The sequence below is a fragment of the Variovorax sp. P2_H12 genome, assembly GCF_056403395.1.
On sequence record NZ_JBFUFO010000014.1, the window covers coordinates 95,305 to 117,773 of the forward strand.

Sequence of the window (22,469 nt, forward strand, 5' to 3'; positions counted from 1 at the left end):
CCTAGGGATTCTTGGGGGTGCAGGGCTCAGTCCTGCAGGACGAGCGCCAGGATGAGGACGACCGTCTGCGTGGCCACCACGATGCCGTGGCGCTGCATCAGCTGCCGGGTTCCGAGGACGCGCTCGGCGAGCGGGCGGGTGGCGTCGGCGGCGCGCCGCAGGCCCAGCATCTCGAGTGCGCCATCGAGCGCGGGCAGGTTGGCGATGGCGCCGCCCGCGAGCCCCTCGAACAGCGTGGCGTCGAGGCGCAGGCGCAAGGCCAGGTAGCGTTCCGGCAGGCCGAGCAGGCCCACCAGGGCGTAAGACGCCCAGGCCGCGGCCGGCAGCGAGCGCCCGGTCAGCGACAGCACCACGCCGGCGATCGCCGCGAGCGCGAGACCCCAGAAGGCGATCGCGCCGCTCGCGCGCAGCAGGCCGGCGGTGGCGACGCACAGGGCGCGGTCGCTGTCATTCATGGCGCGGGTCTCCCAAGGTGGGCAGCTCTTCGAGCCGCGCCAGCCAGCCGGCGCGCAGCACGATCTGCGGTCGCGCCCGGCGCACCGTTTCGTGCGCACCGGCGAGCGTGCGCTCGGCCCCGTGCAGTCCGAGCCATCCGACCACCGAGGCCGCGCTGCGCGAGAAGCCGAGCGCGCAGCAGACCCACACCGCCTGGCCGGCGCGGCGCTGTCCCTCGATCACCGCGACCGCCCGCCGCAGTTGCGGCACGGAGGGCACGGCCAGGTCCAGCATCGGCACGCAGCGCGCATGTGGCACCGGCGGCAGTTGCAGTTCGGCGCACAGGCTCACGAGCCGCGGTTCGCCGGCGGCGCGCCACTCGGCCAGGGTCGGCAGGCGCCCCAGGCGCAATCCGGGCGCCACTTCGGCCGATGCCGGCAGCCGCCGCGTCCAGAGCCAGGCGTTGACGGCGGCGCCGAGCCGGTAGGGCGCGAACAGCCAGCGTGCGGCCCAGTGCATGCGGCCGTGCCGGTCCATGCAGAAGCCGCGCACGCCGAGGCCCGCATAGTTGAGCGCCACCAGCGCCAGCGACAGGGCCGCCCAGCCGAGCCACAGCGCGGTGCCGTGCAGGCCGAGCGCGATCGCCAGGCACAGCAGGGCGCCGGCGGCGTAGAAGCCCGCGAGCTTCCAGCGCTGCGGATCGCGTGCCAGCCGCCACGCGCGCGGCAGCGCGACCACGCGCTCCAGCGGCCACAGCCAGACGCACAGCAGGCCCAGCAGCGCGCCGGTCGGGATGTCGACGAAGTGATGCTGCCAGGTGGTCAGCACCGAGGCGCAGATCGCGAAGGCCCACAGGTGCAGCATGGCGCGCGCCCAGCGCGCCTGAATCAGGCGGCGGTACCAGTCCCACAGGATCACGGCCAGCGCGATGTGCAGCGAGGGGGCCTGGTTGAAGGGCTGGTCGAAGCCGCGCAGCGCATTGAACAGGAAGGCCGGAGCGCCCTCGACCGCCGGCTGCCCGAAGCTGAAATGCAGCGGCCACAGCACGAAGCAACTCACCGCGACCGCCTGGGCCGTGAGCAGCCGCGCCGCATGCCGGTCCTGCGTGTGGCGGTCCTTGGCGAGGAAGAGCGAGAGCGCGTAGAAGGCGTTGATGGTCCAGTACGGGAAGATCGTCCACGGCCAGAAGGGCGTGCCGCGTTCCCATTCGAAGACCAGCGCGGGGACATGGGCGCGCGTCGCGGCCCACCAGTTGGCGAAACCGTAGCTGATATAGAACAGCGGGCCCAGCAGCGCCAGCCACGCGGCGGCGCGCTTCCACAGGCGGGGCCTGGTGCCCGGTTTCATGGGGCCGCGCGCACGGCCAGCGACACCGTGAAGATGCCCCATTCGTCGACCCGCTGGGCGATCTTGCGGAAGCCCGCCTGTGCGACCAGCTGGTCCATTTCGGCCTGCGTGCGGCGGCGCATCACCCAGGCCTCGCCCTGGCGGTGGCTGGTGAGCGCCCGGGCGATCATCTCGAGCTGCGGATGCCAGGGCTGGCCGGTGTAGACCAGATAGCCGGCGTCCTCGACCGCGTCGCCGACACCGGCCAGCGAGCGGGCCACCAGGTCGTTGTCGGGAAAGAGTTCGTACAGCCCCGACACCACGGCCAGCGTGGGCCGCGGCCGCACGCCGGCGAGGCTGGCGCGGTCGAAGGCGTCGGCCTGCACGAACTGCGCCGTGCCTTCCAGGCCTTTCTCGGCGATCAGCGCACGGCCGTCGCGCACGTTGATGTCGCTGTAGTCGCGCAGCAGGATCGAGCTCGCCTTGACCGGGCTGGTCGACACCGCGTCGAGCACGTAGCGGCCATGGCCGGCCGCGATGTCCATCACGCGCACCTCGCGCTGTTCCTTCGCCAGCCGTTCCATCGCTTCGCGCAGCAGTTCCTCCACATGGAGCTTGCGCTGACGGATGCCGCGCCAGCCGATCGAATCGAGGTAGGTCCGGTCGATCGAGCGGCCGAGCGGTCCGGCACCCGCCGCCTCGTTGCGGTAGACGTAGTCGAGCGTGCTGCCCGAGTCGAAGCCGGTGTCGTGTCCCAGCTTCACGCCGCGCGACAGCAGTCCGCCGAAGCGCAGGCTCGCGCGCGTGAACGCCCAGTACGCGCCGCGCGGCGACAGCGGCGACAGGGGCCTGGCCAGTGCGCGCGACTCGTCCGCCGTGTCGCCGTGCAGGTGCGCCGCGCGCAGGTCCACCGGCGGCGGCGGGGCGTCGAACAGCTGCAGCACGAACTCGCGGATGGCGCGCACCGCGGGCGCCCGCTCTTTTTCGCCGAGCGTGTCGTGGAAGAAGCCGGGCAGTTCCATCTTCGTCTTCACGGCGCTGCCGAGGCGCTCGAAGAAGCGGTGCTGCGGCTTGTGATGCACCACCCAGTCGGCGCCGGAAATCAGCAGCTGCACCGGCAGCGTGATCGCGTTGGCGTCCGCCACCACGCGGTCGGCCGCTTCGTAGAGCCCCAGCAGGATGTTCACGGCGATCGGCCGCGAGATCAGCGGATCGCTTTCGTAGCTCGCGATGCGTTCCGGGTCGTGCGTGAGGAACTTCGCCTTCACGTAGCTGTTGACGAAGAACAGGCCGCGCAGCTTGTGCATCAGCCCGAGGCCGGCGCGCGCGAAGGGTACGTAGAGCTTGACCTTGAAGGCCGGCGAGGCCAGCGTGAGCCCCCGCACCTGGGGCGCGTAGTCGTGCGCCCAGGTCGCGACCAGCACGGCGCCCACGCTCTGCGCGATCACGTGGATGTCCTGGGGCGCGACGCCGTGCGCGCTGCCGATGTGCTCGATGAAGGTCTGCACGTCGCGCACCGAGGTCGCGAAGCTCGGGCTGTAGCCGCGCTGCCCGGGCGACTTGCCGTGGCCGCGCGCATCCCAGGCAAAGAAGTCGAAGTCCGGCAGCGCCAGCTCGTCGACCAGGTGCGCCATGCGGGCGCCGTGCTCGTGGCCGCGGTGGAACAGCACGATCGCGCCGCGCCGCGTGGTGTGGGTGGCCGGCCAGTGGCGGTAGAACAGCGAGACGCCGTCGTGTGTGCTGAATTGTTCTTCTCGGGGCACGCGCGGGTCGGTCATTCGGTTTCCTGTATCAGGGGCTGGGTGGGGCGCCGGCTTCGGCGAGGGCGCGGCGGATGCGGTTGCCGATGGTCCACGCAACGCCCAGGGCGAGCAGCGGCATGAGCCATGCGGTCCAGGCCGGCAGCGGCAGGCCCAGCGCGACGTAGAGCCCGAGCGCGCCGAAGACGAAGGCGCGATCGCTCTTGCCCAGCGGTCCGTCGTAGCGGCGCGAGGCGCCGACGGTCGGGCCCAGGGCGCCGGCGAATTCGCTGAGGCCCGCCAGCACGATCACGGTGCCGACCCAGAACGGGCTGAAGGGCGCGACCAGGGCGAAGGGAAGATAGAGCGCGGCGTCGGAGACCACGTCGGTCAGCTCGTTGAGGAAGGCCCCGAGAGCGCTTTGCTGGCCGTGCTCGCGCGCCAGCATGCCATCGACGGCGTTGAAGGCCATGCGCAGCAGCATCCAGAGCGGGACCAGCGCGAAGGCGGATGCGGGCGGGGCGGCGAAGAAGAGCCAGAGCCCGAGCGCCACCGAGACCACACAGGCGGCGACCGTGACCTGGTTGGCCGTCGCGCCGGCGGCGTGCAGGCGCCCGACCAGCGGCCGCAGCAACGCCTGAAACCTCGGTTTCAATTCATAGATCGACACGCTGGGGGATCCCTCCTGGTCGCGCATTCTGCACGAGCGGACCCCTTCGGCGAACCGCGGCGGATCCTCGGGCGGCCGTTCGGCCGACTAAACTGTTCGTTCAGCCTACCGCCCCATGACCATCCAGACCGACGACTTCGCCCCGGCCCCGCAACGCGTGGTCTCCGCCGCGCCCGCATCGCCCAATGAGGAAGCCATCGAGCGGGCGCTTCGGCCCAAGCTGCTCGACGAATACGTCGGCCAGGCCAAGGTGCGCGAGCAGCTCGAGATCTTCATCGGCGCGGCGCGCCACCGCGCCGAGGCGCTCGACCACGTGCTGCTGTTCGGCCCGCCGGGCCTCGGCAAGACCACGCTGTCGCACATCATCGCGGCCGAGCTCGGCGTGAACCTGCGCCAGACCTCGGGCCCGGTGCTCGAGAAGCCGAAGGACCTGGCGGCGCTGCTGACCAACCTCGAGCGCAACGACGTGCTCTTCATCGACGAGATCCACCGGCTCTCGCCCGTGGTCGAGGAAATCCTCTACCCGGCGCTGGAGGACTACCAGATCGACATCATGATCGGCGAGGGGCCGGCCGCGCGCAGCATCAAGCTCGACCTGCAGCCCTTCACGCTGGTCGGCGCCACCACGCGCGCCGGCATGCTGACCAATCCGCTGCGCGACCGCTTCGGCATCGTCGCGCGGCTCGAGTTCTATACGGCCGAAGAACTGGCCCGCATCGTGCGGCGCAGCGCCGGCCTGCTGGGCGTGCCGATGGACGATGCCGGCGGCCTCGAGATCGCGCGCCGTTCGCGCGGCACCCCGCGCATCGCCAACCGGCTGCTGCGCCGGGTGCGCGACTACGCGCAGGTGAAGAGCGACGGCCGCATCACGGTCGACGTCGCGCACAAGGCGCTGGCGATGCTCGACGTCGATCCGCAGGGCTTCGACCTGATGGACCGCAAGCTGCTCGAGGCCGTGATCCATCGCTTCGACGGCGGGCCGGTCGGGCTCGACAACATCGCCGCCAGCATCGGCGAGGAGTCCGGCACCATCGAGGACGTGATCGAGCCCTACCTGATCCAGCAAGGCTATCTGCAGCGCACGCCGCGCGGGCGCATCGCCACGCTGGCCGCGTACCGTCACCTGGGGGTGGCGCCGCCGCAGCGGGATGGGGACATGTTCGGGAGCTGAGCCTTCTTCAGCCGCCGTCCGGAGCTTCCCGGACTTCGAAGCGCGGAAGCTCGAACGCCGTGACCTCCGGCGCCGGTCCTTCGAAGCCTTCGACCTGCACCAGACACGATTGCGCCGCGCAGCCCTGTGACAGGCGCGATGCGCCGATGTCCCGGGTCAGCACGTTCGGGTTCCCGTGCTTGTCCAGCGTATCGGGGTCGCCCGGCGTCACGGGGTCCCACCAGGCGCCGGTGGCCATGCGCACCACGCCGGGCATCGCCGCATCGCTGACCCTGGCGCCGGCCAGGCAGGCGCCGCGCGCATTGAACACGCGCACCAGGTCGCCATCGCCGATGCCGCGTCGGGCGGCGTCGGCGGGATGGATCACCACCGGTTCGCGTCCCGCGACCTTGTTCGACAGGCTGTACGAGGAAAAGTCGAGCTGGCTGTGCAGCTTGGTGTGCGGCTGGTCGGAGATCAGGTGCAGCGGCCAGTTGGCGGCAGCCTTGGCGCCCAGCCATTCGCGCGGCTCGCGCCAGACCGGGTGGCCGGGGCAGTCGTCGTAGTCGAATCCGGCGATGCGTTGGGAGAACAACTCGATGCGTCCGCTCGGCGTCGGCAGCGGATGGGCCTCGGGATCGGCGCGGAAATCTTCCAGCATGACCAGTGGCCTGGACGCCGAGGCGACGCGAAACTCGCCGGCACTCCAGAAGTCGTCGAACGGCGGCAACTCCACGCCCACCTTCCTCGAACGCGCGGCCGACTCGTCGTACAGATGGCGCAGCCATTCGCCCGCGCTGCGCCCTTCGGTGAACTCGCGTTCGGCGCCGAGCCGCTGCGCGAGTGCGCTGAAGATCGCATAGTCGTCCCGCGCCTGGCCGGGCGGCGGCAGCACGGCTTTCATGGCCACCAGCAGCGGCTCGCGCGTGGCGAAGCCGATGTCGTCGCGCTCCAGCGTGGAGGTCGCGGGCAGCACGATGTCGGCCATCTTGGCGTGGGCGTTCCAGACCTGCTCGTGCGCCACGATGGTGGCGGGCTTGCGCCAGGCGCGGGCCAGACGGTTCAGGTCCTGGTGGTGATGGAAGGGATTGCCCCCGGCCCAGTAGATCAGTTCGATGTCCGGGTAGGTTTGGCGCTGGCCGTTGTAGTCGAAGGCCTGGCCCGGGTGCAGCAGCATGTCGGCGATGCGCGCCACCGGGATGAAGGTGCGCACCGCGTTGCTGCCTTGCGGCAGGGTCGGACCCGGAAACTTGGTGTGCGGGCTGCCCATCGTGTTGGCCGGACCGTAGGCGACGCCGAAGCCGCCGCCGGGCAGGCCGATCTGGCCCAGCACCGAGGCCAGGCCGACCGCGGCCCAATACGGCTGCTCGCCGTGCTCGGCGCGCTGCAGCGACCAAGCCACGTTGATGAAGGAGCGCGTGTCGGCCAGTTCGCCGGCCAGACGGCGCAGGTACCCGGCCGGCACGCCGGTGATCGGTGCGGCCCAGTCGGCGTCTTTCACGATGCCGTCGCGGCGGCCCAGCAGGTCGTCGGCCCACTGCTCGAAGCCGACGCAATGTCGGCGCAGGAAGGCGACGTCGTGGCGGCCCGCGCGCACCAGTTCGCAAGCCAGCGCGAGCAGCGCCGCGGTATCGGTGTTCGGGCGGATCGGCACCCACTCGACGCTGCCCTCGGGCGCATCGAAGTTGTCGCGCACCGGGCTGAAGTTGACCATCCGGCAGCCGGCCGCGGCCAGGCCCGCGAGTCCCGGGCGCAGCCGGTGCTCGGCGGCGCCGCCGGCACTGACCTGCGCGTTCTTGGCCGGGATGCCGCCGAACGACACCAGCAGGCGGGTGTGCTGCTGCATCACGTCCCACCCATGGTGGTTGCCCATCAACTCTTCCATCGACGCCACGATATGCGGCATCAGCACGCGCGCTGCACCGAGGCTGTAGCTGTCGACGCTGCGCACGTAGCCGCCGATCATGTTGAGCAGCCGGTGCACCTGGCTCTGCGCATGGTGGAAGCGGCCCGCGCTCGACCAGCCGTAGGAGCCGCCGAAGATCGCCTCGTTGCCGTGCCGTTCGCGCACGCGCCGCAGTTCGCCGGCGACCAGGTCGAGCGCGTGTTCCCATTCGATTTCGATGAAGGGTTCGCGGCCGCGCAGCTCGGGGCGCGCACCCGGGCCCTCGCGCAGCCAGCTGCGGCGCACCGCGGGCCGCCGCACGCGCAGCGGTGAGCGGTAGGCATCCCACATCGCGAGGCCGATCGGCGAGGGATCTGGATCTTCCGCCAGCGCCCTGAGTCCGCTGGGCTGGCCCTCGCATCGCTCCACCTCGTAGACGCCCCAATGCGCCGAGGTCAATTCACGCCTTTGTCTCATCGGATTCCGGTCTCCAAACATGTCGTCCGGACTCCATCCTAGAGATTTCTGCAATTCGGACTCAATGTTCCGATATATGGAATCTCAAAGCCAGGCCGGCAATGCGGCGCGGGCGCCCAGCCGCTTCGAGATCTGCGCCGCGGCCTCGACGATCAGCGGCGAGAACACCTTGAGCTGCGCCGGCTTGAAGCGCTCCTTGGGACCCGACAGCCCCAGTGCCGCCACCACGTTGCCGCTGACGTCCGTGACCGGCGAGGCGATGCCATACACGTTCTCGTTCCACTCGCCCTTGTTCACCGCGAAACCCTGGACCCGGATGCGGGCCATCTCCTGCAGGAACCTGGCCGGGTCGACGATGGTGGCGGCGGTGATCGGCTCGAGCGATTGCGCGATTCGCTCGAGACTTGCCGGCGGACGAAAGGCCAGCATGGCCTTTCCGGTGGCGACACAGTGCGCCTTGGCCCGGCCGCCGATCTGGGTGTAGGCCCGGACCGGGTTCGGGCTGTCGAGCTTGTGCACGTAGACCACTTCCTCGCCATCGAGCACCGAGAGGTGGACCGTCTCCCGGGTCTGCGCCAGCAGTTGGTCCATGACTTGCTCGGCATGCAGGCGCAGGTCGAGCTTGGACAGCACCGCCGAGCCCAGCTCCCAGAGCTTGATGGCGGCCATGTACCTGCCGCTGCGCTCGTCGCGCACGATGTAGTGGGTCTCGGTCAGGGCCTGCAGCAGCCGGTGCACGTTGCTCTTGGCCAGGTCGAGCGCCGCCGCGATCTCGGTCAGGCCCAGCGCCTTCTCGCTGTGGGCCAGCAACTCGATGATGGACAAACCTTTGACGAGTGTGTTGTTCATTGTCCGGGGCCCTTGGGGCTTGCCCCAATTGGAGTTTTGTAATTTGCAAATTATAAAACCGTAGTTCCATTTCATGGAAATCGTGAAAACATTCGGGGCCAGGCCGAGTGCGCCGAACTTCCCGAGGAATCTCTATCTATGACTGCCAGTCTCGTCGTGGGGGCGATCAGCCCCGAAGCCACCCGCTTGGCGGCCAACCGCCTTGGCGCGTTGCTGCATGGCAGCCGCTGCGGCGAAGTGGTGCGCGAACTGGTGCCCGACCCGTTGCGCAAGGACACGGGCCTGCCGGCGCGTCGCAAGACATCGCTGCTGAGCTTCACCAGCCTGCTCGAGATCGCAGCCGTCGAGAGCGGGCGCAGCCACCTGGGCCTCGACATGGCGCAGGCCGACGCGCCGCAAGAGACCGGCATCGTCAGCGATCTGTTCGTCTACGCATCGACGGTCGGCCAGGCGCTCGAAGACCTGGTGCGCTTCTTCCCGGTCATCCAGACGGGCACCTCGGTCCGGTTGGTGCGCGAACACGGCATGGCACGCTTCATCTACGGCATTCAGGACCCGAGCATCGCCGACCGTTTGCAGGATGCGGCCTATACGCTCGGCAAGGTCTGCCGCTCGCTGCGCCGGGCGACGGATGACGCCTGGTTCCTCGAGCGGGTCACGATGGGGATGAAGGCGCCACGGTCGCTGCAGGCCTACACCCACTTCTTTCGCGCCCCCGTGGTGTTCGACGCCCAGGCCACGGCACTCTGTTTCCCGGAGCCGCTGCTGGCGATGCCGATACGCACCGCCGATGCCGCGCGCTATGCGCAATTTTGCGAGCAGATGGATCGAGCCCTGCCGGCGAGCGAAGATCCCGGCTTGCTGGAAGATGCGCTGCGTGCCTGGATGAAGCATGCGGCGCGCAAATGGGACGCCACGCTGGAGCACGCAGCGGCGGATTTCGGCATCACGCCGCGCACGCTGCAGCGGCGGCTCAAGGACCTGGACATCAGCTTCCTGGACCTGCGCGCGCAGGTCCGGATGGAGACGGCGCGCCGCATGCTGGTCGACAGCCGGCTACCGGTGACCCGCATCGCCGAGCAGCTCGGCTTCAGCGAGCCGAGCGCGTTCACGCGGGCCTTCCGCAGCTATGCGCGGCAGAGCCCGCGCGCGTTCCGCCAGGCGGCTCTCGCGCCGGTCTGACCGGCGCGTCGCGCGGCGCGGCGGCGCCGATTGTCGTGTTCGGTCAAGTTTTCTCCGGCTGCCGTGGCTACGCTGACCACAGGCATCAAGGAGTCTCTTGTGAAGTTCACGTTCTCGCCGTCGCACCAGTTGCATGCGCCCGATGAAATCATCGTGCGCGGCACGGTGGTGCGGAATCTCGAATCGCCAGCGCGTGCCGACGCCTTGCTTGCGGGCCTGCTCGCGAAGGGCCACCAGCAGGTGGCGCCCGGCGAATGGGAGCGGTCGTGGATCTCCTCGGTGCACGACCTGGGCTACCTCGACTTTCTCGAGACCGCGTACGCGCGCTGGCAGGCACTGCCCAACGCCTCCAGGCTGATCCATGCGCATGCCTTCGCGCACCACAGCGCGCGGGTGCGGCCGAGCAGCATCCAGGGCCAGGTCGGCTTCTACCTCGCGGGCGGCTCGAGCCCGATCGCCGAAGGCACCTGGCAAGCGGCGCTGGGCTCGGCCCAAGCGGCGCTTGAAGCCAGCCGGCTGGTGCTCGAAGGCGAGCGCGAGGCCTATGCGCTGTGCCGTCCGCCGGGACACCACGCCTATGCCGATTTCGGCGGCGGCTTCTGCTATCTCAACAACGTGGCGATCGCCGCCAACTATCTCGCGCGCAAGCTCGGCCGGGTCGCGATCGTCGATATCGACACGCACCACGGCAACGGCACGCAGTCGATCTTCTATCGACGCGCCGATGTGCACTTCGTGTCGGTGCACGGCGACCCGAACGTGCTGTTCCCGTTCTATGCAGGCTATGCGCACGAGCGTGGCGAAGGCGAGGGCGAGGGCCACAACCTGAACCTGCCGCTGCCTCTCAAGTCGGAGGATCCGGCCTGGCTGGCGGCCATCGACCAGGGCATGCGATCGGTGCTGAACTACGCGCCCGCCGCGCTGCTGGTGTCGCTGGGCTTCGATCCGTTCAAGGGCGACCCGTCGTCCGACCTGGCCGTCAGCACCGAGGGCTTTCGCGCCGCGGGTGAGCGCATCGGCGTCTACCGCGGCCCGGTGGTGCTGGTGCAGGAGGGCGGCTACCTGGTCGACAAGCTCGGCGAGAACCTCGACGCCTTCCTCGATGGCTTCATGCGCGCACGCAACGCCCCGGTGCGCTGAATCCCCTTCTTCCCATCCAACTTCGCGAGCCAAGGAACCATGAGTCATACCGAGAGCGCCGACTGGCACAAGGACATCGCCCACGTGGTGCATCCCTATTCGAACCTGGACGCGCATGCATCACGCGGGCCCACGGTCATCACGCGCGGCGAGGGCTGCTATGTCTATGACGAGCATGGCAAGCGCTACCTCGAGGGCATGTCGGGCCTGTGGTGCGCATCGCTCGGCTTCTCCGAGAAGCGCCTGGTGAAGGCCGCGATCGACCAGCTCAACGCGCTGCCGTACTACCACCTGTTCAACCATCGCTCGCACCCGCCCGGCATCGCCCTGGCCGAGGCGCTGACGGCGATCGCGCCCGCCGGACTGAACCACGTGCTGTTCGCCAATTCGGGCTCCGAAGCCAATGACGCAGCCGTCAAGCTGGTCTGGTACTACAACAACCTGCTGGGGCGCCCCAAGAAGAAAAAGATCATCTCGCGGCTGTACGGCTACCACGGTGTGACGGTGGCCTCGGGCAGCCTCACGGGGCTGGTCCACGTGCATCGCGATTTCGACCTGCCGCTGCCCGGCATCCTGCACACCGATTGCCCGAGCCACTACCACTTCGGCCTGCCCGGCGAATCCGAGGCCGATTTCACCCGGCGCATCACGGACAACCTCGAGCAGATGATCCTGCGCGAAGGGCCGGAGACCGTGGCCGCGTTCATCGCCGAGCCGGTCAACGGGTCCGGCGGCGTGATCGTGCCGCCGGCCGGCTACTTCGAGCGCGTGCAGGCGATCCTGAAGAAGCACGACGTGCTGTTCATCGTCGACGAAGTCATCACCGGCTTCGGCCGCACCGGCAACATGTTCGGGGCCGAGACCTACGACCTGCGGCCGGACATGATGACGGTGGCCAAGGGCCTGTCGGGCGCCTACCAGCCGATCTCGGGCCTGCTGCTGACCGATGCGATCCACGACGCGATGAAGGCCGGCAGCCGCAAGCACGGCGCCTTCGCCCACGGCCTGACCTACGCGGCCCATCCGGTCGCCGCGGCGGTGGCGCTCGAGACGCTCAACATCTATCGCGACCGAGACATCGTCGGTCACGTGCGCGAAATGTCGCCGCATCTGTTCGGTCGGCTGAATGCGCTCGCGGACCATCCGCTGGTCGGCCAGGTGCGCGGCGCCGGGTTGCTGGCTGCGGTGGAGATCGTTGCCGACAAGGCGGGCAAGAAGCCCTTCGAGCCCGTCGCCGGCATGGGCGCGTGGATCCAGGCCCGGGCCATGGAATACGGCGTGATCGTGCGCGCGATCGCCAACTGCGTCGCGTTGTGCCCGCCGCTGATCGCCGAGCGCGCGCACCTCGACGAACTGGTCGATGGTTTCGCACGCGCACTCGACGACGCGCACCGGCATGCGCGCGAGAACAAGCTCATCTGAGCGCGACACCGGAGAACGCACCATGAAACGCATCCGGAAAATCGCCTTCGTGTTCGGCTGCGCCCTGGCCATGGCCGGCGCGCAAGCCCAGGCACCGAAGCCGGGCGGCACGCTGAACCTGATCGTGCAGCCCGAGCCCCCGGGCATCAACCTGGGCAATGCCAAACTGGGCCCGAGTTCGTTCGTCGGCAGCAAGATCTACGAGGGCCTGATCTCGCTGTCGCCCAAGCTGGAGCCGATCCCGCGGCTGGCCGAGTCGTGGACGATTGCGCCTGACGGCAAGACCTACACCTTCAAGCTGCGGCCGAACGTGAAGTGGCACGACGGCAAGCCCTTCACGGCGGACGACGTGGTGTTCAGCTTCACGAAGTACCTGCCGGCGACCTTCGCGCGGACCAAGCTGATCATGGAGCAGGTCGAATCGATCGCCGCGCCCGACCCCGGCACCGTGGTGTTCAAGCTCAAGAAGCCGTACCCGGCCTTCGTGTACATCTTCGAGGCCACCGGCGGCACGGTCATGCCGCGCCACCTGTACGAGGGCGTGGCCGACTACCGCACCACCCAGGTCAACAACACGATCGTCGGCACCGGTCCATTCAAGCTCGGCGAGTGGCGCCGCGGCGCCTATATCCGGCTGGTGAAGAACCCCGAATACTGGGACAAGGGCAAGCCGCATCTGGATACCCTGTACTTCCACGTGGTGCCCGATGCGGTCGGCCGATCGATCGCTTTCGAGAGCGGCAAGGTCGACGCGATCCGGGCTGGCGATGTCGAGAACTTCGAGATCGCGCGACTGGCTGCAGCGCCCGGCGTAGGGCTGTCCAAGGCCGGCTGGGAGTTTCTCGAGCCGATGGGCTTCCTGAACATGAACCTGCGCAACAAGCCGATCGACGACAAGCGGTTCCGCCAGGCGATCGCCTACGCGCTCGACCGCCAGTTCATCATCAAGAACATCTTCTCGACCTTCGGCGAGCCGGTGAACGGGCCGTTCACCAACAGCTACGGCTTCAAGGATGCGTCGGTCGAGACCCGCTATGCCTACGACCCCGCCAAGGCCCGCGCCCTGCTCGACGCGATGGGCCTGAAGCCGGGCGCCGACGGCACGCGCGTCGAGCTGCGCCTGCTGCCGCTGCCGTACGGCGAGACCTGGCAGCGGCTGGCCGAGTACACGCGCGAGCGGCTCGGTGCGGTCGGCATCAAGGTCAACATCGTGGCGACCGACGTGCCGGGCTGGTTCTCGCGCCTGTCCTCGGGCGATTTCGACCTGGCCTACAACTTCGTCTACCTGCTCGGCGATCCGGCGATCGGGGTCAACCAGACCTACCTCTCGACCAACCAGCTCAACCGCGGCACCGCGGCCAACGTCGACGGCTACGTCAATCCGCAAATCGACGCGCTGCTGGTCAAGGCCGAGAGCGAGCAGCAGCGCGGCGAGCGCGCCAAGCTGTATTCACAGGTGCAGAAGACGCTGTCGGAAGACCTGCCGATCCTGTGGACGCACCAGATGGCGATGCCGACCGTGTACCGGGCCAAGGTGAAGAACCTGATCTCTACCGGGCTGGGAATGAACGAGAGCTTCGCCGACGTCTGGATCGACAAATGATGCCGGTGCGCATCAGCAGTAGCAGCGGCAGGCCCTAGATGGAACGCGCGCTTTTCTTCGCGCGGCGCTGCGTCAAGGCCGTGCTGGTGATCCTGTTCGTCATCGCGATCAACTTCACGCTGATCCGCGCGGCGCCCGGCGATCCGGCCACCATCCTGGCGGGCGAAGCCGGCGCCGTCGATGCGGGCTTCGTCGAGCGCGTGCGCAAGGACTACGGGCTCGACCAGCCCCTGCCGGTGCAGCTGCTGACCTACATGAAGCAGCTGCTGAGTTTCGACTTCGGCAACTCCTACCGCGAGAACCGGCCGGTGAAGGAGATCATCCTCGAGAAGCTGCCGGCCACATTGCTGCTGACCTTGAGTGCCTTCGTATTCTCGATCGCGGTCGGCATCGGATTGGGCATCGCGGCCGCGCGGCGCGCGGGCTCGGTGCTCGATGCGCTGATCACCGCGGGCTCGCTGGTGTTCTTCGCGATGCCGTTGTTCTGGTTCGGCCTGCTGGCGATCGTGCTGTTCTCGGTCAAGCTGGGCTGGCTGCCTCCCTACGGCATGAGCACCGTGGGCGCCGACCTCGAGGGTTGGCGCGCCTGGGTCGACACCGGCCGGCACCTGCTGATGCCGGCGGTCACGCTGGGGTTGTTCTATGTCGCGGTCTACACCCGCGTCACGCGTGCCGCGGCGATGGAGGTCATGGACCAGGACTTCGTCAAGACCGCCCGCGCCAAGGGCGTGCCCGAGGGCCGCATCTGGCGCCGCCACATCCTGCGCAACGCGATCCTGCCGGTGATCACCTTCGTCTCGCTGCAGGCCGGCCACATCCTGGGCGGCTCGGTGCTGGTCGAGACCGTCTTCGCCTGGCCCGGCATCGGCCGCCTGGCCTTCGACGCTCTGTTCCAGCGCGACTACAACCTGCTGCTGGCGGTGTTCTTCGTCAGCTCGGTGATGGTGGTCGTCTTCAACCTGGTGGCGGATCTGCTCTACAGCCTGGCCGACCCCCGCATCGAACTGCAGAGATGAAAGACCTCCTCATGCGCTTCCTCAAGCAACCCGCGGGCCTCGCCGGCTGCCTGATGCTCGGCGCCATCCTGGCACTGGCCGTCGGTGCCGATTGGCTCTATCCGGGCGATCCGTGGGCCATGGTGGCCGATCCCAACCTGCCGCCGCTGAGCCCCGGCTATCTGTTCGGCACCGACATGCTCGGCCGTGACGTGGCCGCGGGCGTTGCGCACGGCGCGCGCGTGTCGCTGCTGATCGGCATCATCGCCACCGTGATCGCGGTCGGCGTGGGCACGCTGCTCGGCGCCGTGGCGGGCTACTACGGCGGCGTGGTCGACGACCTGGCCATGCGCTTCACCGAGATCTTCCAGACCATCCCGGGTTTCCTGCTCGCGCTCTTGATGGTGGCGATCTTCGGGCCGTCGCTGTACTCGATCGTGTTCGCGATCGGCATCATCTCGTGGCCGTCCGTGGCGCGGCTGGTGCGGGCCGAGTTCCTTTCGATGCGCACGCGCGATTTCGTCAAGGCCGCGGTGCTCGGCGGGCAATCGGACCTGCGCATCCTGTTCCAGCAGATACTGCCCAACACGCTGTCGCCGATCGTGGTCGCGGCCTCGTTGATGATGGCGACCGCGATCCTTCTCGAATCGGCGATCAGCTTCCTGGGCCTGGGCGATCGCCGCATGATCACCTGGGGCTTCATGATCGGCGCCGGCCGGACCACGCTGCTGCAGAGCTGGTGGCTGTCGGCGCTGCCCGGGGCCGCGATCTTCGTGACGGTGCTCGGGCTCAACTTCCTCGGCGATGCGCTGAACCAGGCGCTGAGCCCGCGGCGGCGGTCTGCGGGAGGCGGTGCATGAGCGCTCTGCTGGAGATTCGAGGGCTCAGCGTCGCACTGCCCGAAGGCAGCGAACGCAGCTACGCCGTGCACGAAGTGTCGCTCGACGTTCAACGCGGACAGACCGTGTGCGTGGTTGGCGAGTCGGGATCGGGCAAGTCGGTAATGGCCAATGCGGTCATGCGTCTGCTGCCGCGCAATGTGCTGCGGGTGGCCGGCGGCGGCATCGCGCTCGATGGCCAGGATCTGCTGGCGCTGGACACCGATGCGATGCGCAGGCTGCGCGGGTCGCGCATCGCGATGATCTTCCAGGAGCCGATGACGGCGCTTAACCCGGTCATGACCGTCGGCGACCAGATCGACGAGGCGCTGCTGGTGCATGGCCGCAGCGATGCGGGCGAGCGCAGCCGGCGCGTCGTGGAGCTGATGACCGAGATGAGCCTGCCCGATCCCGAGGCGCTGCGCCACCGCTATCCGTTCCAGCTTTCGGGCGGCCAGCGCCAGCGCATCCTGATCGCGATGGCGATGGCGCTCGAGCCGCAACTGCTGATCGCCGACGAGCCGACCACCGCGCTCGACGTCACGACCCAGGCCCAGATCCTGGCGCTGATCCGGCGCCTGCAGCAACGCCACGGCCTCGGCGTGTTGTTCATCACGCACGACTTCGGCGTGGTGGCCGACATCGCCGACCAGGTCGTGGTGATGCAGCAAGGCCGCGTGGTCGAGAGCGGCAGTGCCGAACAGGTGCTGCAGCGCCCGCGCCACCTCTACACACGGCGGCTGATCGATGCCGTGCCGAGGCTGCGTGCCGGCGCCGAGGTGGCCTCGAATGCACCGGCGCCTCTGCTCGAGATCGATGCCGTCAGCAAGAGCTATCGTGCGCGCGGCGTCGGCCTGTTCGGGGCGCGCGGCCGCACGCTGGCCCTCGATCGGGTGAGCCTGACGATCGGGCAGGGCGAGACGGTGGGCCTGATCGGAGAGTCGGGCTCCGGCAAGACCACGCTCGGGCACTGCGTCATGCGGCTGCTCGACATCGAGAGCGGCAGCCTGCGCTTCGGCGGCCAGGCCGTCGAAGGGTTGCGCGGTCGCGCGCTGGCGGCGCTGCGGCCGCAGATCCAGATGATCTTCCAGGACCCGTTCGCATCGCTCAACCCGCGCCATCGCGTGCGCCGCATCATCACCGAGAACGTGATCCTGAGCGGCGTCGCTCCGTCCGAGGCGGTGCGCCGCATGGACGAGGTGCTGCGCCTGGTCGGCCTCGACCCGGCGGCGGCCGAGCGCTTTCCGCACGAGTTCAGCGGCGGCCAGCGGCAGCGTATCGGGATCGCGCGTGCATTGGTGATGCAGCCGCGCCTGATCGTGGCCGACGAGGCCGTGTCGGCGCTCGACGTTTCGGTGCAGCAGCAGGTGCTGACACTGCTGCGCGAGGTGCGCGCAAAGCTCGGGCTGTCGATGCTGTTCATCACGCACGACCTGCGCGTCGCCAGCCAGATCTGCGACCGCATCGCCGTCATGCACAAGGGCCGCATCGTCGAGACCGGCACGGTCGAGGCCATCGCGCGCGCGCCCACGCATCCCTACACGCGAAGCCTGTTCGAGGCCATGCCGGGGCAGGCCTGGGAGCAGCGCATGGACAGCGCCGAACGCGCCGTGGCCTGACACACCCAAGGAGATCCCATGTACGAAGAGCTTTCCCTTTACATCGACGGCGAATTCATCCGCGGCGGCGGGCGCCGTGACCAGCCGGTCTTCGATCCCGCCACGGGCCGGGAGATCGGCCGCCTGCCGCATGCCACGCGGGGCGATCTCGACCGCGCGCTGGCGGCAGCGCAGCGCGCCTTCGAGAGCTGGCGCTCGGTGTCGCCGATGGACAAGGGCGCGATCCTGCGCAAGGTCGGCGAGTTGAGCCGCGCGCGGGCCAAGGAGATCGGCCGCAACATCACGCTCGACCAGGGCAAGCCGCTGGCCGAGGCGGTCGGTGAAGTGATGCGCTGCGCCGACCACTGCGACTGGCATGCCGAGGAAGGCCGTCGCATCTACGGGCGCGTGATTCCGCCGCGCCTGCCCAATGTTCGGCAGTTCGTGCTGCGGGAGCCGATCGGCGTCTGCGTCGCCTTCACGCCCTGGAACTTCCCCTACAACCAGGCCATCCGCAAGATCGCGGCGGCGATCGCCGCGGGCTGCACCATCATCCTGAAGGGCCCCGAGGATTCGCCGAGCGCGGTGGTGGCGATCGCGCGCCTGTTCCACGAGGCCGGCCTGCCGTCGGGCGTACTGAACATCGTCTGGGGCGTGCCGCACGAAGTCTCCGAGTACCTGATCGCGTCGCCGATCGTGCGCAAGGTGTCGTTCACCGGCTCGGTGCCGGTGGGCAAGCAGCTTGCGGCCCTGGCCGGCAGCCACATGAAGCGCATCACGATGGAGCTCGGCGGCCATTCGCCGGTGATCGTCTGCGACGACGCCGAGATCGAACGCGCGGCCGCCATGCTGGCCGCCTTCAAGTTCACCAACGCCGGCCAGGTCTGCGTCTCGCCGACGCGCTTCTACATCCAGGAGAAGGCCTGGGACCGGTTCATGGCGCGCTTCACCGAAGCCAGCCGCGGCATCAAGGTCGGTGCCGGCATCGAGGCCGGCACCACCATGGGCCCGCTGGCGCACGCCCGGCGGGTCGCTGCGATGACCGATTTCGTGCAGGACGCGGCCGAGCGCGGCGCACGCATCGAGGTCGGCGGCGAGCGCATCGGCGAGATCGGAAACTTCTTCGCACCCACGGTCATCGTCGCACCGCCCGACGACGCGCTGATCATGCAGTCGGAGCCCTTCGGGCCGGTCGCGGCCTGCGTGCCGTTCAAGGAACTCGACGAGGCCATCCGGCGCGCCAACAGCCTGCCCTACGGGCTCTCGTCCTATGCCTTCACCACCTCCAGCAAGAGCGCGTTGCGGATCCAGAACGGCATCGAAGCCGGGATGGTCAACATCAACCATTTCGGCCAGGGACTGCCCGAGATGCCCTTCGGCGGCATCAAGGACAGCGGCATGGGCAGCGAGGGTGGCACCGAAACCTTCGACGGCTACCTCGTCACCAAGTTCGTCACGCAGATGGACTGACCGTCCGTGCGCTTCGCTTCTCCCTCCACAAGGAAACTCATGAACTTCTCCATGAAGAACGCCCTCGGGACCGCCGTCTTCTCGGCGCTGATGACGCTGGGCGGCGCGCAGGCCGCCACGCCCGCGGACACGCTGGTGATCGCGCGCGACATCAGCGCCTTTCTGTCGCTGGACCCGCAGGAGGCCTTCGAGATCGCCTCGGGCGACACGCTGAACAACCTGTACCTGCGGCTGGTGCAGCACGACCCGCTCGACTTCGCGAAGATCGTGCCTGGCGTGGCCGAGAGCTGGGAGGCCGCGCCCGACGGCAAGCAGATCGTGTTCAAGATCAGGCCGGGCCTCAAGTTCCAGTCCGGCAGCCCGGTGACGGCCGAGGACGCGGCGTTCTCGCTGCGCCGTGGCGTGCAGCTGGGCAAGCCGCCGTCGATCATCCTGCGCCAGTTCGGCTGGTCGAAGGACAACGTCGAACAGCACGTACGGGCCGACGGAGACAAGCTGGTGCTGACCTTCAGCCAGCCCTATGCGCCCGACCTGATGCTGAGCGCGCTGAGCGCCGCGATCGCCTCGGTGGTCGATAAGAAGCTGGTCCTGGCCAACGAGCAGAACGGCGATCTCGGCAACGCCTGGCTCAGGACCCGTTCGGCCGGCGCCGGCCCCTACAAGCTGGTGGAGTGGAAGGCCAAGGACGCGGTGGTGCTCGAGGCCTTCCCGGGCTACGCGGGCGGTACCGCGCCGAAGATCAAGCGCGTCATCGTGCGCCACGTGTCCGAGCCGGCCGCCCAGCGGCTGCTGCTCGAGAAGGGCGATGTCGACGTGGCGGCGGACCTGAACCCGGACCAGATCCAGGCCCTGGCCTCCAAGCCGGAGCTGAAGGTGCTGCAGGTGCCGCGCGGCACCGTGTACTACCTGGCCCTGAACCAGGCCAACCCGAACCTGGCCAGGCCCGAGGTGTGGCAGGCGGTGCGCTGGCTGGTCGACTACGAGGGCATCGCCAACCAGCTGTTCCGCGGCCAGTACAAGGTCAACCAGTCGCCCGTTGCCGCGGGCGTCGCCGGCGCCTTGCCCGAGCAGCCCTACAAGCTCGACGTCGCGAAGGCCAAGGCGCTGCTCGCCAAGGCCGGCCTCGCGGACGGCTTCAGCATTTCGGTCGATGCGATGGCCGCCAGTCCCTACCGGGAGATCGCGCAGTCGCTGCAGTCGACCTTCGGCCAGGCCGGCATCAAGCTCGACCTGCGGGTGGCAGAGCCGTCGCAGGTGCTGACCCGCTACCGCGAACGTCGCCACGACATGATCGTCTTCGTCTGGGCGCCGGACTATTCCGACCCCAGCTCGACCATCGAGTTCTTCACGCGCAACACCGACAACGCCGACGGCGTCGCGAACAAGAACGCGGCCTGGCGCAGCCGCTGGCTGATCCCGCAGTTGACCGCCAAGACCGAGGAAGCCTCGCACGAGGTCCATGCGGCGGCACGCATGCAGCGCTACGGCGAACTGCAGCGCGTGGTGCGCGATGACTCGCCGTTCGTCTTCATGGCGCAGAAGGTCGAGCCGATCGCGATGCGCGGCAACGTTCAGCGCTATGGCGGCGCCGTGACTTTCGACTCCACCGCCTACCAGGTCATCGAAAAACGATGAGCAAGGCCGAGATGACGGCGCCTTTGGTCGACGGCCCCGATGGTGCCGTCGCGGCACCGAAGGCCGCGGCACGACCGGCGGCGCTCGTGTGGCGCCGAAGGGCCCGTTGGCTCGTGTCGACCCTGCTGACGGCGGCGATCACGCTGGCCGGCCTGCTGCTGGTGACCTTCGTGCTCGGCCGGGTGCTGCCGACCGACCCGGTGCTGCGCATCGTCGGCGACCGCGCGCCGCAGGAGCTGTACGACCGCGTGTTCCGCGAGATGGGGCTGCATCGGCCGGTCACCGAGCAGTTCGCGCTGTTCGTCGGCGACATGCTGCGCGGCAATTTCGGCAAGTCGCTGGTGACCGGCAATCCGATCGCGGAAGACATCCTGCGCTACTTCCCGGCCACCTTCGAGCTGGCGACGCTGGCCATCGTGATCGGCGTGCTGCTGGGGATCCCGCTGGGCGTGCTGTGCGCCCGCTACGCGGGCCGGTTGCCGGACCACATCGCGCGCATCGCATCGCTCGCCGGCCACTCGGTGCCGATCTTCTGGCTCGGGATCGTGGGCCTGCTGGTGTTCTACGCCAACCTCGGCTGGGTCGCCGGGCCCGGGCGGCTCGACGTCGCCTATCGCTACTCGGTACCGGCCGTGACGCACCTGATGCTGGTCGACACCGCGCTGGCCGGCGAGTGGGAGGCCTTCGGCAACGCGTTCTCGCACATCATGCTGCCGGCCGGCCTGCTGGGTCTGGTGGCGCTGGGCTACGTGACGCGCATGACGCGCAGCTTTCTGCTGTGGCAGTTGCGGCAGGACTACACGACGGTGCTGCGCCTCAAGGGACTCAGCGAAGGCGCGATCCTGTGGCGCCACTCGCTGCGCAACGCGGCCGGACCGATTCTCTCGGTGGTCGCGCTGACCTATGCCTACCTGCTCGAAGGGGCGGTGCTCACCGAGACCGTCTTCGCCTGGCCGGGGCTCGGCATGTACATCACCGATTCGCTGTTTGCCGCCGACATTCCCGCGGTGCTCACCGCCACCTTGCTGGTCGGGCTCATCTTCATGTTGATCAACATCACGGCCGAGCTGATCCAGTCGGCGCTCGACCCGAGGACGCGTCATTCATGAGCCATCTCAGTGCATCCGTTCGCTGGCTGGCGTCGGACACGCCGACGACCCGCACCCAGGCGCGCCTCGGCGCGGCCTATCGATGGCTGCGCCGTCTCGCCGCCCATCCGATCGGGCTCGCCGGCCTTGCGATCGTCGGCCTGATCACCGCGATCGCGCTTTGCGCCTCGGTGCTGCCGCTGGCCGACCCCTCCGCGCAGTCGCTCGGCGAGCGCCTGCTCGCACCGTCGGCGGGCCATTGGCTCGGGACCGACACGCTGGGCCGAGACATCCTTTCCCGGCTTGTGTTCGGCGCCCAGCCGACGCTGGCCATCGTCGCGCTGGTGCTGCTGGCCAGCGTTCCCGCGGGGTTGCTGATCGGTGCCGCGGCGGGCTTGTGGGGCGGCTGGGTCGATGCCGTGCTGATGCGCATCGCCGACGTCTTCATGGCGTTCCCGCGGTTGATCCTCGCGATCGCGGTCGCAGCCACGCTGAGCACCGGCCTGTGGACCGCCGTGATCGCGATCGCGCTGACCGGATGGCCGCCCTACGCGCGGGTCGCCCGGGCCGAAGTCGCGGCGGTGCGCCAGGCGGAATTTATCCAGGCGGCCCGCGCGCTCGGCGTCTCGCGCCTGCGGCTCCTGCTGCGCCATGCGCTGCCGCTGTGCCTGCCCTCGGCCGTGGTCCGCGCGGCACTGGACGCTCCGGGCATCGTGCTGATCACCTCGGGCCTGGGCTTCCTGGGGCTCGGCCTGCCGCCGCCTGCGCCCGAGTGGGGCGCCATGGTCGCCGAAGGGCGCGCCATCGTGTTCGAAGCCTGGTGGGTGTCGACGCTGCCGGGGCTGCTGATCCTGGCGCTGAGCCTGGGCTTCAACTTTCTCGGCGACGCGTTGCGCGACGTCGTCGATCCCGGCGTGAAATGAGGAC

At 69.0% G+C, this 22,469-nt stretch carries 18 protein-coding genes; 12 read left to right on the forward strand and 6 right to left on the reverse strand.

The annotated features are described in order from the left end of the window. Positions 1-26: 26 nt before the first annotated feature. The 4 genes from AC1DYK_RS12115 to AC1DYK_RS12130 are packed head-to-tail and all read right to left on the reverse strand — an operon-like array spanning position 27 to position 4,170. Positions 27-455 (reverse strand): hypothetical protein, encoded by a 429-nt coding sequence (locus AC1DYK_RS12115; protein ID WP_478166522.1) that lies wholly within the window; start codon positions 453-455, stop codon positions 27-29. Further along, positions 448-1,782 carry a phosphatase PAP2/dual specificity phosphatase family protein gene (locus AC1DYK_RS12120; protein ID WP_478166523.1) on the reverse strand — a complete coding sequence of 445 codons (1,335 nt, stop codon included), beginning with the start codon at positions 1,780-1,782 and terminating at the stop codon, positions 448-450. The genes AC1DYK_RS12115 and AC1DYK_RS12120 overlap by 8 nt, the downstream gene beginning before the upstream one ends. Beyond that, positions 1,779-3,539 carry a bifunctional alpha/beta hydrolase/class I SAM-dependent methyltransferase gene (locus tag AC1DYK_RS12125; RefSeq protein WP_478166524.1) on the reverse strand — a complete coding sequence of 587 codons (1,761 nt, stop codon included), beginning with the start codon at positions 3,537-3,539 and terminating at the stop codon, positions 1,779-1,781. The genes AC1DYK_RS12120 and AC1DYK_RS12125 overlap by 4 nt, the downstream gene beginning before the upstream one ends. Positions 3,540-3,552: 13 nt before the next feature. Beyond that, positions 3,553-4,170, reverse strand: a complete 618-nt coding sequence (locus AC1DYK_RS12130) for a CDP-alcohol phosphatidyltransferase family protein (protein ID WP_478166525.1) — start codon at positions 4,168-4,170, stop codon at positions 3,553-3,555. A gap of 115 nt (positions 4,171-4,285) precedes the next feature. Here AC1DYK_RS12130 and ruvB point away from each other — a divergent pair, with 115 nt between their 5' ends. Next, the gene (gene ruvB, locus AC1DYK_RS12135; protein ID WP_478166526.1) at positions 4,286-5,341 is read left to right on the forward strand and encodes a Holliday junction branch migration DNA helicase RuvB; all 1,056 of its coding nucleotides are present in this window, start codon (positions 4,286-4,288) and stop codon (positions 5,339-5,341) included. A gap of 7 nt (positions 5,342-5,348) precedes the next feature. On the opposite strand, the gene AC1DYK_RS12140 is transcribed toward ruvB, so the two are convergent. Beyond that, positions 5,349-7,664, reverse strand: a complete 2,316-nt coding sequence (locus AC1DYK_RS12140) for a molybdopterin guanine dinucleotide-containing S/N-oxide reductase (protein ID WP_478166527.1) — start codon at positions 7,662-7,664, stop codon at positions 5,349-5,351. A gap of 102 nt (positions 7,665-7,766) precedes the next feature. After that, the gene (locus AC1DYK_RS12145; protein WP_478166528.1) at positions 7,767-8,531 is read right to left on the reverse strand and encodes an IclR family transcriptional regulator; all 765 of its coding nucleotides are present in this window, start codon (positions 8,529-8,531) and stop codon (positions 7,767-7,769) included. A 138-nt stretch (positions 8,532-8,669) separates the two neighbouring features. On the opposite strand from AC1DYK_RS12145, the gene AC1DYK_RS12150 reads away from it, so the two are divergent. The 11 genes from AC1DYK_RS12150 to AC1DYK_RS12200 all read left to right on the forward strand — a co-directional run bounded on the left by AC1DYK_RS12150 (position 8,670) and on the right by AC1DYK_RS12200 (position 22,465). Then, positions 8,670-9,713 (forward strand): helix-turn-helix transcriptional regulator, encoded by a 1,044-nt coding sequence (locus AC1DYK_RS12150; RefSeq protein ID WP_478166529.1) that lies wholly within the window; start codon positions 8,670-8,672, stop codon positions 9,711-9,713. A 99-nt stretch (positions 9,714-9,812) separates the two neighbouring features. Further along, entirely contained in the window at positions 9,813-10,853 is a 1,041-nt protein-coding gene (locus AC1DYK_RS12155) for a histone deacetylase family protein (RefSeq protein WP_478166530.1), read from the forward strand. 39 nt (positions 10,854-10,892) lie between these two features. Beyond that, a complete protein-coding gene (locus AC1DYK_RS12160; RefSeq protein ID WP_478166531.1) occupies positions 10,893-12,275 on the forward strand; it encodes an aminotransferase in 1,383 nt (460 codons plus the stop codon). 22 nt (positions 12,276-12,297) lie between these two features. Further along, positions 12,298-13,878, forward strand: a complete 1,581-nt coding sequence (locus AC1DYK_RS12165) for an ABC transporter substrate-binding protein (protein ID WP_478166532.1) — start codon at positions 12,298-12,300, stop codon at positions 13,876-13,878. A gap of 38 nt (positions 13,879-13,916) precedes the next feature. After that, complete coding sequence (locus AC1DYK_RS12170; RefSeq protein ID WP_478166533.1) at positions 13,917-14,894, forward strand: ABC transporter permease; 978 nt, start codon at positions 13,917-13,919, stop codon at positions 14,892-14,894. Then, on the forward strand, positions 14,891-15,733 hold the full coding sequence (locus AC1DYK_RS12175) for an ABC transporter permease (RefSeq protein WP_478166534.1): 843 nt from the start codon (positions 14,891-14,893) through the stop codon (positions 15,731-15,733). The genes AC1DYK_RS12170 and AC1DYK_RS12175 overlap by 4 nt, the downstream gene beginning before the upstream one ends. Further along, positions 15,730-17,370 (forward strand): ABC transporter ATP-binding protein, encoded by a 1,641-nt coding sequence (locus AC1DYK_RS12180; RefSeq protein ID WP_478166535.1) that lies wholly within the window; start codon positions 15,730-15,732, stop codon positions 17,368-17,370. Before AC1DYK_RS12175 ends, AC1DYK_RS12180 begins: the two co-directional genes overlap by 4 nt. An 18-nt stretch (positions 17,371-17,388) precedes the next feature. Then, the gene (locus AC1DYK_RS12185) at positions 17,389-18,819 is read left to right on the forward strand and encodes an NAD-dependent succinate-semialdehyde dehydrogenase (RefSeq protein ID WP_478166536.1); all 1,431 of its coding nucleotides are present in this window, start codon (positions 17,389-17,391) and stop codon (positions 18,817-18,819) included. Between the two features lie 39 nt (positions 18,820-18,858). Next, on the forward strand, positions 18,859-20,454 hold the full coding sequence (locus tag AC1DYK_RS12190) for an ABC transporter substrate-binding protein (RefSeq protein ID WP_478166537.1): 1,596 nt from the start codon (positions 18,859-18,861) through the stop codon (positions 20,452-20,454). Between the two features lie 11 nt (positions 20,455-20,465). Beyond that, positions 20,466-21,563, forward strand: a complete 1,098-nt coding sequence (locus AC1DYK_RS12195; RefSeq protein ID WP_478166558.1) for an ABC transporter permease — start codon at positions 20,466-20,468, stop codon at positions 21,561-21,563. Next, positions 21,560-22,465, forward strand: coding sequence for an ABC transporter permease (locus tag AC1DYK_RS12200; protein ID WP_478166538.1), 906 nt, complete (start codon positions 21,560-21,562; stop codon positions 22,463-22,465). Before AC1DYK_RS12195 ends, AC1DYK_RS12200 begins: the two co-directional genes overlap by 4 nt. Positions 22,466-22,469: the final 4 nt, after the last annotated feature.